We start from the raw sequence: 15,574 nt of genomic DNA, 5'->3' as shown, positions 1-15,574 counted from the left end.
CAAAAAAGCCCCGCGCGAGGCGGGGCTGAGATCAGAATCGCGGCCGATGGAGAAACGCTTAGCGCTTCTTCACCAGGCCGAGGGCCTTCTTGATGTTCTGCACGGTCGGCAGCGAGATGTTGAGCGCTTCGGCAATCGCCGCGCCCGTCTTCCCTCCCTCGACCATCTTCTTCACCTCCGCGCGGGTCTCGTCGGTGATGACCGCCCGGCGACGGCGCTTCTTCGCCCCGTCAGCATTCTTGGCAGGACGACCGCGGCGGCCACGACGGGCCCCCGTTGCCGTGCGCACCGCCTCGATGAAGTCATCGACGGACTCGAAGCCAAACTTGGCCGGGAGACCCGCGAGTTCCTTGCCGAGTTCGGCCTGAACCGCCTGCTCGAGGCTGGCGAGCTTGGCGCGCGTCGCCTCCAGTTCCTTCAATTTTGCTGAAACGATAGTAGGCATAGGACCGCTACGTTGGCTGCACTCGGTGGATGCAGCAAGGCTTTATATACTATTTGCGCCGGGAATGATGGTTCCCGCCTAGATTGTCATAGCGTGATATCCGCCATCTACAACGATCTCGGCACCGGTAATAAAGCCGCCCGCGGTATCGCTTGCCAGCAGCAGCGTGGCGCCGATCAGTTCGCGCGATTCACCAAAGCGTTTCATTGGCGTGTGGCCCATGATCGACGCAACCCGATCAGGGGTAAGCACCTTACGGTTCTGCTCCGCGGGGAAGAACCCGGGGATCAGCGTATTTACACGTACGTGTTTCGGCGCCCACTCGCGGGCGAGATTCTTCGACAGATTGTGTACAGCGGCCTTGGTGGCGGAGTAGGTAAAAACCCGGGACAGCGGGACGATGCCCGACATCGAGCCGAGATTGATGATCGCGCCGCCCTGCCCGCGCTCGACGAGATATTTGCCGAAGATCTGGCAGCCAAGGAAAACGGCCTTGAAATTCACCTTCACGATCCGGTCGAACTCCTCCTCCGGAATATCGAGATAAGGGGTCGCCGAGTTTACACCCGCGCCGTTGACGACAACATCCACGCGCCCCGAGCGCTTCAGCACCGTCTCCAGCAGCTGCTGCAGCGCCGCTTTCTCGCTCGCCTCCGCCGAGACGAAATAGCCCTTGCCGCCCGCCGCCGTGATGCGCTCGAGCCGCGGCTTGGCCTTCTCTTCATTGCGGCCCACGAGCACCACCTCGGCACCCGCCGCCGCCATGCCTTCGGCCATTGCGCCGCACAGTTCACCGGTGCCGCCAATCACGACGGCGACCTTGCCGGACAATGAATACAACGAGGACAAATATTCGGAGGGTGTGCTCATGAAGGGCTATAAAAGGAGTCAGGTTCGCCGGGCTGGCAACGGGAAATACGGTCACCTGTCCGCAACCGCCACCGGATGCCGCCCCGGGCCCGCCCACTTGCGCCTTGCTACCCGTCCCCCCAACCCGACTTCATCACGCCATGGCCCGCATCCCGCTCGAGGATAATTTCAACGATGTCATCAACAAGGCCCAGCGTGGGCTGGGCATCTCCGACGCCGACCTCGCCAAGCGCGCCGAGGTTTCCCTCGCCGATCTCGCGGCGGTCCAGGGCGGCAAGCCCATCGATGCCGTGCTGCGCCGGGTCGCTCGTCACCTGAACCTCTCGCCCAACGCCCTCGAGGACCTCGCCCACAAGCGATGGTATCCGCAGCAGGTGGTGTTCCCCCGCAGCTTCGCCGCGTTCAACACGCCGTGCGAAGACATCACCGTGAATAGCTATCTCGTGTGGGACCCGCGCGACCGCGTGGCCGCCGCATTCGATACCGGTGCCACCAGCGAACCCATGCTCGACCTCATCCAGGCCGAGGGCCTGACGCTCCGGTACATCTTCCTCACGCACTCCCACGAGGACCACGTCGCCGGCCTCGCCCCGCTCGCGGCGAAGACCGGCGCCGAGGTCTGGGGCAGCGAACTCGAGCCCGTGCCCCACCCCGGCGCCAAGGTCTTCCGCGAGAACGCCCACTTTCACGTCGGCACGCTCGCGATCAAGACACTCCTCACCGCCGGCCATTCCCCCGGGCTCACCACGTTCTACGTCACCGGGCTCAGCTGGCCGCTCGCCGCCGTCGGCGACTCCCTCTTCGCCAGTTCCCTCGGGGGCAGCGAGACGCGCTTCCGCGACCAGCTCAGCAGCACCAAGCGCAAGATTCTCACGCTCCCGCGCGACACCGTGCTCGCCTGCGGCCACGGCCCGCTCACGACCGTCCAGCAGGAGCGCGATCATAATCCGTTCTTCGCGCGCTGACGCCCCGCGCGCGGCCCGTCAGCGCCGCGCCACCTCGCCCGCCGCCCGCAAACCGCTGGCGAGCGCGCCGTGGACCGTGCCAATCGCCTCGCCCTCGGCCGTCGCCTCCCCCGCAAAGAAAAGCGTGTCGCGCACCGGCTCCGCCAACTGCGCCCCCGCGCCGTCGTGCCCCGCGCGCACGAAGCTGTAGGCGCCGCGGCTGTACGGGTCCTCCGTCCAGTTGTGCGTCACCACGTCCTGCACCGCCGCCCGCAGCTCACCCACGGTCACGCCCCACAACCGCGCCAGCGTCGCCAGCGCCGCGCGCCGGATCTCCGCCGGCGTCCGCCGCGTCAGTGCACTCGCGCCCGGCCCGCCCACCCAGCCGGTCACCACCGGTGCATCCGTGAGTGACCACCAGACCGGCACGCCATCCTCGAGCGAGTGGATGAATCCGAAACGCGGCCTCCCGCCCAGCGCCGCGGGCACCAGCCGCCGCACGCGCCGCCCGTCCAGCCGCACGCTCAACCGCACCACCTGCCCCGGCCCGATCGCCGCGAGTGCGCGCTCCCGGGCCCGCAACACCGGCGAAAAGGCGAGCCCGCCGCGCCGGCGCAGCACGCCCACTGGAACCGCCACCACCGCCGCCCGCGCCTCCCACGCCGTGTCCGCCGTCTCCACCTGCACTCGCCCCGCGCGCCAGGTGACGCGCCGGCACGGGACGCGCAACTGCACGTTCACCGCGAGGGCGGCAAGTTCCTTCACCAGCGCCGCGACCAGTTGGTCGTAGCCGCCGGGCACGATGAACTGCTCGTTGTCGTCGAGCGTCTCGCCCGCCACCGCCGCCGCGCTCATCTCCTCGCACGGCGCCGCTTCGAACCCTTCCACGAAGCCCACGGCCAGCTCGCGGTCCACCGGGTCCACGTCCTGCCCCGCCCGCCGCAGAAAACCGGCAAAACTCCAGCGCCGCATCCGCCGCGGTTCGATCCGCTCCGTCACCGCGGCCACCCGCGTACGCATGTCCGCCACCGGCACCAGCGATTTTCCCTCCTTCCGCCAATGCCGCTCCGGCACGCGCTGCACGCGGATGCGGTGGCGGCGCAACACGTCCCAAAGCGCGTCGTTGCCGGCATGCACGAACTGCGCGCCTTTTTCCACCGGTTCCGGCCAGCCCGCCCGGCGCTCCGTCCAGATCCGCCCGCCCAGCCGATCGCGCGCCTCCAGCAGCTGCACGCGGTAGCCACGCCGCCTAAGTTCTCCGGCCGCGGCCAGGCCCGCGACTCCGCCCCCGATCACCACGACGTCCGTTTTCCTCGTCTGCATGAACGGATCCAGACCGCCGAAACCGCTGGCGGTGCGGCGCATACCCGCTTTGCCACGGCCGGAGCGCCGCGCCGCGCGTCCGTCGGCGGATGAGATAACTAGCCAGTTTTGGCTAGTTATGTGAGATAACTAGCCAGATCTGGCTAGTTATCGCGGACGGGCCGCCGCGGCTGACTCCACCGAGTCCCAAGGTTCCGGTCGGTCCCGGCACGCGCAACAACGCCGCCGGTAATGACTTCGCGTCAGCTCGACGGCGCACCTACGGCGCAGCCGTGGCGTGCCGCCCGGCTGCGGCCGTCAAACCGACCGACTCAGCGGGTCGCCAGCTCGCGCTGCGTCGGGAAGACGTCGCGCAGGTTCGTGCTGAGCTGATCCTGCAGGGCCTGCATCTCGCGGTAACGCGCGACGTTCGCCTTGTTCGGCTCGCAACGCGACGCCTCGTTCACCGCCACGCAGCCCTTCGTCAGATCGGTGATCGCCGCGCCCCGGTTGTCGCGCCGCGCCAGGCACCACGCAGCCTGGAGCGCGCCACCGAGCGCCGCGCCTTCGTCCTCGACCATACCCACGACCGGCACGCCAAAAATGTCCGCCATGATCTGCCGCCACACCGCCGACTTGGCGCCGCCGCCGGTCACGCGGATTTCCTTTGGCTTCACGCCGAGCGCGCCCAGCCGGCGCAGGCCGTAGTTCATTCCCATGGTCACGCCTTCCATCGCGCTGCGCGCCAGGTGCGCGGGCTTCAGTGTCGCCTGGTTCACGCCCAGCCACACACCCGAGCCGTGCGGCACGTTGGGCGTGCGCTCGCCGGCAAAGTACGGGAGGAGCATCAGCCCGTTGCAGCCCACCGGCGCGGTCGCCGCCGCCGCCTCGAGCGCCGCCACGTCATACCCAAACAGTGCCCGCACCTGCTCCGTCACGGTCGTGACGTTCATCGTGCAGAGCAGCGGCAGCCACCCGCCGGTCGAGGAACAAAACGCCGCGATCTCACCCTGGGGATCGATCACGGGCTTGTTCGCATACGCGTAAATTGTGCCGCTCGTGCCGAAGCTCGCCGTGACCACGCCAGGCGCCACGTTGCCCGTGCCGATCGCGCCCATCATGTTGTCGCCACCGCCTGCGCTCACCACGACGTCCGCCGGGAAGCCGAACTTCGCCGCCAGATCCGGCCGCAGGGTCCCGGCCGCCTCATGCGAATCATGCAGCGCCGGCAGCCAGTCGATCAGGTGGCGGTCGATCGCCGCCACCGCCTCCTTCGACCAGACCCGCTTCCGCACGTCCATCAGCGCCGTGCCCGAGGCGTCGCCGTACTCCATGAAGTAGTTTCCGGTAAGGTGAAAATTCAGGTAGTCGTGCGGCAGCAGCACGTGGCGCAGCCGGCGATAGTTGGCGGGCTCGTGCTTTTTCAACCAGAGGATCTTCGCCGCCGTGAAGCCCGGCAGCACCAGGTTGCCGGTCTTCCGGATCGTCGCCTTCGGCCCGCCCAGCTTCTTCGTGATAATCGCGCACTCCGGCGCCGTGCTCGTGTCGCACCAGAGCTTCGCCGGCCGGATCACCTGGCCATGGTCATCCAGCGGCACAAATCCATGCTGCTGGCCCGACACGCCGATCCCGCGCACCCGCGACCGGTCGATCTTCTCCGCCACCGCCGCGATCACGGTGTCCAGCGCACTCACCCACTCCTGCGGATGCTGCTCCATGTGCCCCACCGGCAGGCCGGCGATGAGCGCATGCGGCGCGCGGGCTTCCGCGACGACCTTGCCTTGGTCCAGGTCGAACGCGACGGCCTTCACACTTTGGGTACCGGAATCGATGCCAATGAAGAGGGACATGGTGGTAAGAAAGAGCCCGAATCTGGCCGGATCCGCCGCCGCGTCTCAACTGCAAAGCCGTTCACCCTTTAGCGCGCCGGCGCCGCGCCACCCTGCGGAGTTCGTCCGCGGGCTGCGCCTCCCCCGCCCCAAAATGGCGCAGCCATTTTGCTTGGCAGCCTGTCGGACGCGTCCGACAGGCTGCTCCTGCTACCGCTCGCTGGTGTTGTTGGTCTTCATCGCGTCGAGAAACTCCACCGGCGCGAAATCGTCCGTCAGCACCCGCGCGCTCCGCACCGCCTGCGGGATGGGCACGTACTCCTCCCGCAGCGCCGCGAGCTCCAGTCGGCCGGCAAACTCCGGCCGCATCAGCTTCGCCGGGTCCGGCCATTTCGCCGGGTCGGTGATCACGGGTTTCCGGTACTTGACCGCGAACACGATCACGTTGCCGCGCGCGTGCGTCTGCAACAGCACCACCTGCGGGAACACCGCCTGGATCGTCTTGATGTCCGAATGGAACAGCTCGCTGTTCGCGTGCAGGTTGCTCACGAACACGCCGCCCTCCGCGAGCCGCGCCGCGCATTCCCGGTAAAACTCCTCCGTCTTCAGGTGCGGCGGCACGAACCCACCGCGAAACGCATCGAGGATGATCCAGTCCCAGCTCTCCCGGTTGCGCTTCACGAACATGCGGCCGTCCATCGTCGCGATCGGCTGCCGCTCGTCGGGCGCGAACGCCAGGTGCGTCCGGCAGAGCTCGACGACCTTCGGGTCGAGCTCGACCGACTGGACGATCGCCTGCAAATACGCCGCGTGGAACAGCCGGTGAAAGCCCGCTCCGCCCAGGCCGATCATGAGCACGCGCCGCGGCTCCGGCTGGAAGAACAACGCCCCGTACAAGGTGCGCGTATACGGCACGACCAGCCGCAGCGGATCCGCCAGGTCCACCGCCGACTCCAGCGCCTCGCCGCGCCGGGAACGCGCCCGCATCTCCACGACCGTCCCGTTCTTCTCGATCGTGAGGCTGTTGTAGAGCGTGTCGTAACGCTCGACGTAGTCGCCCGTCGGGGCCGCGCGAAGGGCCACCGCAGCCAGGGCTAGGAAAGTCAGGAGCAGGCGCATCATGAGGAGGAGACCGGGGCTGGACGCAGGAGGTGCAGCAACACCGCTAGGCTGGCCACTGCCACGGCCAGCCAGCCGTAGAGCAGCGTCGATACCCGGAAGTGCGGAATCAGGAGGAACGCCGTCATCATCACGCCGGCAATGTTCCCGAGCGTGCTCACGCCATAGACCAGACCCGAGGCCTTACCCGGCGGCGTCCCGTGGCTCGCGAGGTACTGCACGCACTGCGGACTGAACAGCGACAGCGCCGTGACCGGCACGAAGAACAGGCTCACACACGAAACGAGCAGCCCGATGCTCAGGTCTGGAAATGCGACTTCGATTCGGTCCAGCAAGGCGCGCCCAAACGCCGCCGTCAGCGTCAGCGAAACGACCGCCAGCCCCGCACCCACCCATTGCCCACGCCGCCGCGGCGCCGACGGCAGGTTGCTGATCCAGCCGCCCACCATGGAGCCAATGCTGAACGCCGCCAGGAACGTGGAAATCAGCCACGCCCAGACGATGATCGACGAACCGAAGTGCGGATTCAGCAGCCGCGAGGCCAGCAACTGAAAGCCCATGCTCAGGATACCCAGTGTTACGACGACGAGGTGGAAGACGAGGCGCGGCACAAGGCTTCGAACCGTGCTCAGCGAAAACCCAGATGTCAGCGCCAAAAGGGAGGCGGAAAAGTGAGAGTGAGAGTGAAAGTGAGAGGGATCGAACCGCGCGCCGTCAGACAGGCTCCTCGTGGGGTGCCGGCCGGACGCTCCCCCGACCAAAGCTCGCCCGGCGCCCCCGGATCTGCGACAACCGCCCGCAGCTTTCCGGACCCTCCTCGCGCTTCTGCTCTCAGCCGTCATTCCGGTTTCCGCCTCCACCCTCACTTTCACTCTCACTTTCACTTCGCCCATGCCCTCCCCCCGGTCACTGCTCGCGTCCGCTGTCTATGAATGGTCCAAGCTGCCCGCCATCCCCACGCGCGTGGGCGAACGACGCGACTTCTTCGACCGGCCGACGCGCACGATGCGCAACCTGGAGTGCCACGCCACCACCCTCCACCCGGGCGAACGCGCCCATGAGGCCCATCGTCACCCCGACGAGGAACTCGTCATCGTGAAGGAGGGCACGCTCGAGGTGACGATTAACGACCGGGTCGAACTGGCCGGCCCCGGCTCCCTGCTCTTCTTCGCCGCCAACGACCTCCACGGCATGCGCGCCATCGGCGACGGCCAGGTCTCGTATCACGTGATCCGTATCCTGACGGCGGAGACTCCGTCCATCTGAGCCCCCCGCGTCGGCGAAGAACCTGCATCCGCCGCTCCCGCCCTCTTTCTCGTTCTCGTTCTCTTTCTCGTTCTCCTTCTCTGGGGCGCTCGGACAATCGTCACCCGTCCGCCGCACCCCGCCCTCGTACGCCCTCTTTCTCGTTCTCTCCAGGCCCGCGCCCCCCGCGTACCCCGCGCACCCCGCCTCTCAAAACTGCGTGTGCTGCCAAAATTGGGCGGGAGGTATGTCGCGCCGGCAGTTGCCCTCCCGCCGCCGCCCCGTCCGTTCTGCGGCGTCATGCCCTTCGTTGAAATCTATCTCCGCTCCGGCAAACCCGCCGCCTACCGCCGGGCCCTGGGCGACAGCGTCCACGCGGCCCTCGTCGCCGCCCTCGGGGTGCCGCCCGACGATCATTTCCAGGTGATCACCGAGGTTCCGCCCGACGGGTTCATCTGCGACCCGCAGTACCTCGGCATCAAGCGTTCGGCCGAAACCGTGTTCATCCGCATCACGCTCGGCACCGGGCGCACGCTCGCCCAAAAGCGCGCTCTCTTTGCCCAGATCGCTGCCCAGCTCGGCTCCGCGCCGGGCCTGCGGCCCGAGGACGTGTTCGTGGCGCTCGTCGAGACCGCCGCCGAGAACTGGTCCTTCGGCAACGGAGTCGCGCAATACGCCGACGCCCCACCCGCCTGGGCCAAACGCTGAGCCGCCTCCCGGCAGAAATCGCGGCCGCGGTTTCTGCTACTTCTGCACTTCCACCGGGCCGCCCTGCGACTCCACCCACCGCACCGCGTGGCGCACCAGCGCGGTCGCGTCGTCGAGCCCGAGCTTCTCCTTCGTGTTCGCGCGGTGCACATCGACCGTTTTCGGACTGAGCCCAAGCTGCTTAGCGATCTCGCGCGTGCTCTTTCCCTGCCCGATCAACTGGAAGACCTCGAACTCGCGGTCGCTCAGCCGCTCGATCGGTGAATTCGAACCGCGCGGTTTCCGCCCCGACATGTCGTCCAGGATCTTGGCCGACACCCGCGGGCTGACATACGCCTGCCCCACCAGCACCTGGCGGATGGCGAACAGCAGGTTCTCGCCCCCGGCTTCCTTCATGATGTAGCCGCGCGCCCCTGCCCGGAGCACCCGCTCCGCGTAGATCACCTCGTCGTGCATCGAAACGACCAGCATCGGCATTTTCGGATACAGCGCCTGCACGTCCTTGATGAACTCGATGCCGCTGCGGCCGGGCATCGTCATGTCCGTCAGCACGAGGTCCACCTTCAGCTCCGCGAGCTTTCGCAAGGCCTCGGCCGGATCACCCGCCTCGCCGCAGACCCGCAGGTCCGCCTGCTTGTCGATCAACTGCGCCAGGCCCGCCCGCATGAAGGGGTGGTCGTCAACGATCAGGATTGTCCGGCGCTCCGCGTCCCCGGCCCCGCGAGACGCGGCCGCCGGGATGCTCGGCGCGGGAGTGGAAGTGGCGGCACGGGGAGTGTGGGAGGCCCGAGGTTTCATGGCATGGTCGAAAGGGATGCGAACACCGTCACGCGGCAAATTTCTGGTGCAAGGTACAGGTGACCGTGACGCCACGGTTCCGCCGCGAGCTGATCGACAGGTTCGCGCCAATCGTCGCCGCGCGGTGATCCATCACCCGCATGCCCACCCCGGCGTCGCCCACCTCGTCCGCCTTCGGCAGTCCGGTGCCATTGTCGGAAACGCGCAACGTCACCACGCCGTCCTCGTCGACGAGGCTGACGTAGATTTCCGTGGCGCGGGAATGCTTGAGCGCATTGCCGATCGCCTCCTGCGCGATGCGATAAAGATGCACCGCCGTCTCGCCATCCTTCACCCGGACCGGCGCCGGGCAGGAGAACCGCACCTTCACGCGGCCCAACGCTCCCGTGGTCTCGGCCAGCTCCGCCAGCGCGCCCTGCAGACCGCTCGCGTCCAGCATGAACGCCGTCAGTCCGTGCGCCAGCGCCCGGGTCTGCGTGATCGCCTGCCGCAGGAACGCTCCCATCGCGACGACCTGTTCGCGGATCTCCGGCGCTGCGTCCTTCAGGTCGGCGCGCAGCGACTGGCACATGAACTCGATCGCCGTGAGCTGCTGTCCCAGGCCGTCGTGCAGGTCCTGGCCGATCCGGCGCTGCTCGCGGTCGCTGATGCTCGTCAGCTCCTTTTCCAGCTGCTTGCGGTCCGTGATGTCCGCGTTGGCGCCGATCATCCGCAGCGGCCGTCCCGCCACGTCGCGCTCGAGCACCGCCCGGGAGTGAATCCACCGGTACGAGCCGTCCTTGTGCTGCATCCGGTATTCGATGCTGAAGGTGTGGATCGCGTCGGTGAGAAAGTCGCGGAACGCCACCTGCACCCGCTCCTCGTCCTGCGGATGGATCCGCCGCCGCCACTCGTCGCGCACGTCGGGGATTTCGTTGGGCTGGAAGCCGAGGATCGCCTTCCACCGCGGCGAAAAGTACGCGCTGTCGTCGGGAATGCGCCATTCCCACACGCCGTCGTTCGTCGCCCGCATAGCCGCGGCAAAACGTGCCTCGCTCTCGCGCAGGCTCGCTTGCGTCTGCGCCAGTTGCCGGTCGCGCTCGATCGCCTCCAACGCGCGGCGCACCACCCCGGGCAGCAGGTCGAGCAGGCCCGAGTCCTTCATCACGTAGTCGAGCGCGCCCTGCTTCATCACGTCGACCGCCACCTTCTCATCGCCCTGCCCCGTCACGACGAGGAACGGCACCGGAGTTCGATGCTGCTTCAGCCGCTTCACCAGCGCCTGCCCGCCGACGTCGCGCATCTTCAGGTCGAGCAGCATCAGGTCGGGGGTATGCGCCTCGAGCCAGGCCAGCGCCGCCGCGCCGGAGCCGGCCGTGGCCACCGTGAGATGATCCGCCCGCAAGGCCTCCGCCATGAGCAGGCAAAGGCCCTCGTCGTCATCCACGACGAGGATGTGCGCTGACTTCGGTTCGTCGCTCACGAGGCAGGTTCGGTCACCGGGGGGACGAGCAGCAGCGTGACAAACAGCCCGAGGCGGCGAATCGCCTCGGCGAACTTGTCGTAGTCGACCGGCTTCTGGATGTAGACGCTGCACCCAAGCTTGTGGCAGCGCTCCACCTCCCGCTGGTCGTCGGTCGTCGTGAGCATGATCACCGGGATCTTCCTCAGGTCGGGATCCGTCTTCAGCCGCCGCAACACCTCGATGCCGTCCACCTTCGGCATGCGGATATCCAGCAGCACGAGGTACACCTCGCCCGGATGCCGGCTCGCCCGGCCGTCCGGACCGAAGAAGAAGTCCAGCACGGCCTGGCCGTCCCGGAAATGCTGGATGCGGTTGTCCAGCCCGGCCGCCTCGAGATTCTGGCGGACGAGAATGGCGTGTCCTTCGTCGTCATCGACGATGAGGATGATCGGTTCCTGCTTTTTCATTATCGGGTCACCACCGGCAGATCACTCGCCGGCAAAGAAACGTAGAACGTCGACCCGCGCCCCTCGGCGCTGTCGACCCAGATGCGCCCGCGCTGCCGCTCCAGCACGCGTTGCGCAATGGTCAGCCCCAGCCCCTCGCCCGGCGTGTCGTCCGGGTTGAGGCGATGGAAAATCTCAAACGCCTTGGCCTGGTGCTGCGGCGCCATGCCAATCCCGTTGTCGGCCACCGCGTAGATCACCTCGGCGCCCTCGCGTCGCCCGGTTACCGTCACCTGCAGGGGACGCGACGCGTCGCGGTACTTGAGCGCGTTGTCGATCAGGTTGGCGAACACCTGGCTCGTCTGCGCCGAATCGCCCAGGCAGCTCGGCAACGGGTCGACGCGCACGCTCGCCTGCACGTTGTCGATCTGGAATTTCATCGCGGCGACGATCTCCGCCAGGAGCGAGTTCATCTCGAGCGGGCGGATATTCAGCGCCACCCGGCCGAGCCGCGAGTAACGCAGCAGGCCGGCCAGCAGCATCTCCATCTTGTTCACGCCGGCATTGATGAACTTCAGCGCCTGCGGAATCGCCCCGTCGAGCTGCGGCCGGATATCGGCCACCGCAATGCGGCCGTCCGCCGCCCCGGTCGCGACCAGGGTGAGCTTCTCGCAGGCGCGGTTCAGCTGCTTGCTGAAGCCCTGCACGTTCACGAGCGGCGAGCGCAGATCGTGCGACACCGTGTACACGATCGTCTCCAGCTCCTTGTTCTTCTCCTCCAGCTCGCGGGCGAACTGCTTCAGGTTTTCCTCGTCCGCCTTGCGCTTGGTGATGTCCGTCCGGATCGCCACGTACTGCACCGGCTTCCCCTCCGCGTTCACGCGGGGATAGATCGTCGTGTCGACCCAGTAGAGGCTGCCGTCCTTCGCCCGGTTGCGAATCTCGCCATGCCAGACGCGGCCGTGCGCGATCGTGTGCCAGAGATCCTGGAAGAACGTCTTCGGGTGCGTCCCGGAATTGATGATGCGATGGTCCTGGCCGATCAGCTCCTCGCGCGGGTACTTCGAAATCGCACAGAACTTGTCGTTCACGTACGTGATCCGACCCGTGCGGTCCGTGATCGCCACGATCGAGTGCTCGTCCAGCGCCGCCTTGATGTCCCGCAGCTCCGCCTCGGTGTTCTGGGCGCGCTCTTCGGAACGCTGCCGCTCCGATGACGCCGTCCGCTCCAGGTCGGCAAGACGCGTCACAAGATCCTCGCGGGTGAGGTGTTGGTAATCGAGCTGGGCCACGATCAGAGACCCTAATCACATGGCAACCGTTGCGCAAGGGGCCAAAACCACGCATCCCGATGTGTTTCCGCTCGTGGCGAAGGTAGGACTAGGGAATTTCCCTAGTGAGATCGCGCGGCCACACCAATATCGGGGCTCCGCATTATTTGCTATTGTGTGCGCGTCGAAGGCGACCCTCCCACAATGAACACCCTGCTCCCCACCCAGCCCGCCGAAACCGCTTCGCGCCACCGTGACATGGTGGCCCACATCGAGAAATCGGAGCTGTTTCGCGAATACCAGAAGGCCTTCGAGGCCACGACCGGGCTGCCCCTGGGCATCCGCGCTTCGGAGTGCTTCCGGGCGCCCCTTCACGATTCAAAACAGGCGAATGGCTTCTGCCTTCTGATGGCCGCGACCAACCGCTCCTGCGCCGCCTGCCTCCAGATGCAGCAGCACCTGGCCGACAACGCCCGGGACGAGGCCAAGACCCTCCAGTGCCACGCCGGCCTCACCGAGTCCGCCGTGCCGATCCGCGTGGGCGAGACCGTCCTCGGCTACCTGCAAACCGGCCAGGTCCTCCTCCAGAAGCCCAGCGCCGAGCGTTTCAAGCGCGTGTCGGCCGGCCTTGGCTTCGACGCCCAGCCCAATGCCTCCGAGCTGAAGAAGGCCTACTTCGCGACCCGCGTGGTGCCGCGGAAACAGTACGACGCCGTGGTCCGCCTGCTCGCAATCTTCGCCGCGCATCTCTCCGCCCGCAGCAACCAGATCGTTACCCAGGAGGCCACCGCGGAGGCGCCCGTGATCAGCCGCGCCCGCGCCTTCATCGCCGAGCACTACGCCGACGAGATCGCCCTCACCGACGTCGCCCGCGCCGTGAACACGAGCCCGTTCTACTTCTGCAAGCTCTTCAAGGCCGCCACCGGGCTCACCTTCACCGACTATCTCGCCCGCGTGCGCGTCGAGATGGTGAAACAGATCCTCCTCAACCCGCACAAGCGGGTCAGCGAGGCCGCCTACGAAGCGGGTTTCCAATCGCTCTCGCAGTTCAACCGCGTGTTCCGCCGGGTCGCCGGCGAGTCGCCGTCGGCCTACCGCGAGCGGCTGCACGGCCCCGGCGTCAACCCGGCCCTGGCGCACGCGGCCTGACCCAGCAGCTTTTCGTTCCGCACGTCGGCCCGGGTTCAGTCCAGCCGCCGCTGCTGGCGACGCCAGCAGCCCGGCGAGAACCCGGGCCTTCGCGGCGCGAATCGGTGTGTGTGTGCAAACAAGTGGGATGTCGCGGGGAGCCCTATAGTGGTGTGGGGCTCCCCGCCTTCGTTCCTCTTTCTCATACTCTTCCTCTTTCTCTTTCTCGTTCTCCTTCCGCGCCCAGCTTCGCGGCGCCATTCGGCGCCGCTCCGGAGAGAAAGAGAAAGAGTAGGAGTAAGAGAAAGGGCCCGCCCCCCCGCCCCCCCTTTTCCCTCCTGCCGTGTTGCGTCCCCGTGGCGGCACGGTTTTTTCGGCGGCATGGCGTCTCTTTCCTCCCCTTCGGCCCAGGGCTCGACTTCGCCCTTGTTCGGCTGGCTCAACCGCCGGGCCGCCGGCGTCCTGGTCCACCCGACCGCCCTTCCGAGCGCCTTCGGCGTCGGCGCGTTCGACGCGGCCGCCGTGACGCTCCTCGAGACCCTCGCCGCCGCCGGCATGAAATACTGGCAGCTCTGCCCGCTCGGTCCCACCGGCTACGGCGACTCGCCCTACCAGTGCTTCTCTTCGTTCGCCGGCAACCCCAACCTCGTCGATCCCGCCGCCCTCGTCCGCGCCGGCCTGCTCACCGATGCCCAGGTTGCCCCGCTGCGCGCCCTCCCCGCCAACCACGTCGACTTCGGCGCGCTCTACCACCAGAAGCGCCCGCTCCTATTCGCCGCCCACCAGGCTTGGCGCGCCCAGCGTTCCCGCGCCCTGCCCTACGGCAGCTTCGAAACCTTCCAGCAGGACAACGCCCCCTGGCTCGCCGGCTACACCCTGTTCTCCGCCCTCAAGGACCACTTCAACGGGCAGCCCTGGTGGGAGTGGCCGGCCGCCGTGCGCACCTTCGCTGCCGCCGCCAAGTCCGACCTGCGTCACGCCCTCGCCGAGCGCGTCGAGGCGTACGCGTTCATCCAATACCTGTTCTTCGGACAGTGGACTCAGCTCCGCGCCCAGGCCGCCCGGCTCGGCATCCAGATCATCGGTGACACTCCGATTTTTACGGCCCTCGACAGCGCCGACGTGTGGGCCAACCCCGAGCTGTTCCAGCTCGACCGCAAGACCCAGCGCCCCACCGCCGTCGCCGGCGTACCGCCGGACTACTTCTCGGCCGATGGCCAGCTCTGGGGCAACCCGCTCTACGACTGGCCCGCCCATGCCGCCACCGGCTATCGCTGGTGGCTCGAGCGCCTGCGCGCCAATTTCGCGCTCTACGACGTCGTCCGCATCGACCACTTCCGCGGGTTCGAGGCCTACTGGTCCGTCCCCGCCGGCTCCGCCACCGCCCGCACCGGCAAATGGGTCACCGGCCCCGGCGTCGATTTCTTCGCCGCCATCCGCCAGGCCATGCCCGACGCCAAGCTCATCGCCGAGGATCTGGGCCTCCTCACGCCCGCCACGATCGCCCTGCGCGAAGCCACCGGCCTCCCCGGCATGGCCGTGCTCCAGTTCGCCTTCGGCGGTCCCGCCGACAACCTGTACCTTCCTCACAATCTGCGCGCCAATACCGTCATCTACTCCGGCACGCACGACAACGACACCACCGCGGGCTGGTACGCCACGACCGACGAAAAAACCCGCGACCATGTGCGCCGCTACTTCCGGATCAGCGGCCAGGAGATTCCGTGGGACTTCATCCGCGCCGCTTACGCCTCCGTCGCCAACCTCGCGATCATCCCGCTTCAGGATCTACTCAGCCTTGGCAGCGAGAGCCGGTTCAACACGCCCGGCAGACCCCAGGACAACTGGACGTGGCGCTACCGCGCCGACCAACTCCGCACCTTGAGCGAACAGTCCGCCGCCTACCTCGCCGATCTCGCCGCCCTCTACGGCCGCGCCGAGCCGCCCGTCAAATAGCCCGCCACCGCCATCGAGCGCAAGGCCGCGCGATCGTAAACCATTTACCCTACATATCTAACAAAACTC

Annotated in this window: 15 protein-coding genes; 5 read left to right on the top strand and 10 right to left on the bottom strand. The window is 67.4% G+C overall.

Annotated elements, in window-relative coordinates:
- Positions 1–58: 58 nt before the first annotated feature.
- Positions 59–445 carry a helix-turn-helix domain-containing protein gene (locus tag DB354_RS02565; protein WP_233256530.1) on the bottom strand — a complete coding sequence of 129 codons (387 nt, stop codon included), beginning with the start codon at positions 443–445 and terminating at the stop codon, positions 59–61.
- A gap of 78 nt (positions 446–523) precedes the next feature.
- Complete coding sequence (locus tag DB354_RS02560; protein WP_107833871.1) at positions 524–1,315, bottom strand: SDR family oxidoreductase; 792 nt, start codon at positions 1,313–1,315, stop codon at positions 524–526.
- A 140-nt stretch (positions 1,316–1,455) separates the two neighbouring features.
- Here DB354_RS02560 and DB354_RS02555 point away from each other — a divergent pair, with 140 nt between their 5' ends.
- The gene (locus DB354_RS02555; RefSeq protein ID WP_107833870.1) at positions 1,456–2,280 is read left to right on the top strand and encodes an MBL fold metallo-hydrolase; all 825 of its coding nucleotides are present in this window, start codon (positions 1,456–1,458) and stop codon (positions 2,278–2,280) included.
- 18 nt (positions 2,281–2,298) lie between these two features.
- On the opposite strand, the gene DB354_RS02550 is transcribed toward DB354_RS02555, so the two are convergent.
- The 4 genes from DB354_RS02550 to DB354_RS02535 all read right to left on the bottom strand — a co-directional run bounded on the left by DB354_RS02550 (position 2,299) and on the right by DB354_RS02535 (position 7,120).
- Positions 2,299–3,582: an NAD(P)/FAD-dependent oxidoreductase gene (locus tag DB354_RS02550; RefSeq protein WP_158277330.1), complete on the bottom strand. Its 1,284-nt coding sequence runs from the start codon at positions 3,580–3,582 to the stop codon at positions 2,299–2,301.
- Between the two features lie 311 nt (positions 3,583–3,893).
- Positions 3,894–5,411, bottom strand: a complete 1,518-nt coding sequence (gene xylB, locus DB354_RS02545) for a xylulokinase (protein ID WP_107833868.1) — start codon at positions 5,409–5,411, stop codon at positions 3,894–3,896.
- A gap of 189 nt (positions 5,412–5,600) precedes the next feature.
- Positions 5,601–6,512: a fused MFS/spermidine synthase gene (locus DB354_RS02540; RefSeq protein ID WP_107833867.1), complete on the bottom strand. Its 912-nt coding sequence runs from the start codon at positions 6,510–6,512 to the stop codon at positions 5,601–5,603.
- A complete protein-coding gene (locus DB354_RS02535) occupies positions 6,509–7,120 on the bottom strand; it encodes a fused MFS/spermidine synthase (protein WP_107833866.1) in 612 nt (203 codons plus the stop codon). Before DB354_RS02535 ends, DB354_RS02540 begins: the two co-directional genes overlap by 4 nt.
- 280 nt (positions 7,121–7,400) lie before the next feature.
- Between DB354_RS02535 and DB354_RS02530 the strand changes: the two genes are divergently transcribed.
- On the top strand, positions 7,401–7,775 hold the full coding sequence (locus DB354_RS02530; RefSeq protein WP_107833865.1) for a cupin domain-containing protein: 375 nt from the start codon (positions 7,401–7,403) through the stop codon (positions 7,773–7,775).
- Positions 7,776–8,054: 279 nt separating this feature from the next.
- A complete protein-coding gene (locus tag DB354_RS02525; RefSeq protein WP_107833864.1) occupies positions 8,055–8,462 on the top strand; it encodes a tautomerase family protein in 408 nt (135 codons plus the stop codon).
- 36 nt (positions 8,463–8,498) lie between these two features.
- On the opposite strand, the gene DB354_RS02520 is transcribed toward DB354_RS02525, so the two are convergent.
- The 4 genes from DB354_RS02520 to DB354_RS02505 are packed head-to-tail and all read right to left on the bottom strand — an operon-like array spanning position 8,499 to position 12,442.
- Positions 8,499–9,260 (bottom strand): response regulator transcription factor, encoded by a 762-nt coding sequence (locus DB354_RS02520; RefSeq protein WP_107833863.1) that lies wholly within the window; start codon positions 9,258–9,260, stop codon positions 8,499–8,501.
- A gap of 28 nt (positions 9,261–9,288) precedes the next feature.
- The gene (locus DB354_RS02515; protein ID WP_107833862.1) at positions 9,289–10,722 is read right to left on the bottom strand and encodes a PAS domain-containing protein; all 1,434 of its coding nucleotides are present in this window, start codon (positions 10,720–10,722) and stop codon (positions 9,289–9,291) included.
- A complete protein-coding gene (locus DB354_RS02510; protein WP_107833861.1) occupies positions 10,719–11,171 on the bottom strand; it encodes a response regulator in 453 nt (150 codons plus the stop codon). The genes DB354_RS02515 and DB354_RS02510 overlap by 4 nt, the downstream gene beginning before the upstream one ends.
- Positions 11,171–12,442, bottom strand: coding sequence for an ATP-binding protein (locus DB354_RS02505; protein WP_199226777.1), 1,272 nt, complete (start codon positions 12,440–12,442; stop codon positions 11,171–11,173). Before DB354_RS02505 ends, DB354_RS02510 begins: the two co-directional genes overlap by 1 nt.
- 183 nt (positions 12,443–12,625) lie before the next feature.
- On the opposite strand from DB354_RS02505, the gene DB354_RS02500 reads away from it, so the two are divergent.
- A complete protein-coding gene (locus DB354_RS02500) occupies positions 12,626–13,570 on the top strand; it encodes a PocR ligand-binding domain-containing protein (protein WP_233256529.1) in 945 nt (314 codons plus the stop codon).
- 360 nt (positions 13,571–13,930) lie between these two features.
- Complete coding sequence (gene malQ / locus DB354_RS02495; RefSeq protein ID WP_107833860.1) at positions 13,931–15,505, top strand: 4-alpha-glucanotransferase; 1,575 nt, start codon at positions 13,931–13,933, stop codon at positions 15,503–15,505.
- Positions 15,506–15,574 lie beyond the last annotated feature (69 nt).

Source organism: Opitutus sp. ER46 (assembly GCF_003054705.1).
Taxonomy (GTDB): domain Bacteria; phylum Verrucomicrobiota; class Verrucomicrobiia; order Opitutales; family Opitutaceae; genus ER46.
Note: the sequence above shows the minus strand (reverse complement) of the source record. Positions and strands in the feature narration are given on the sequence as shown.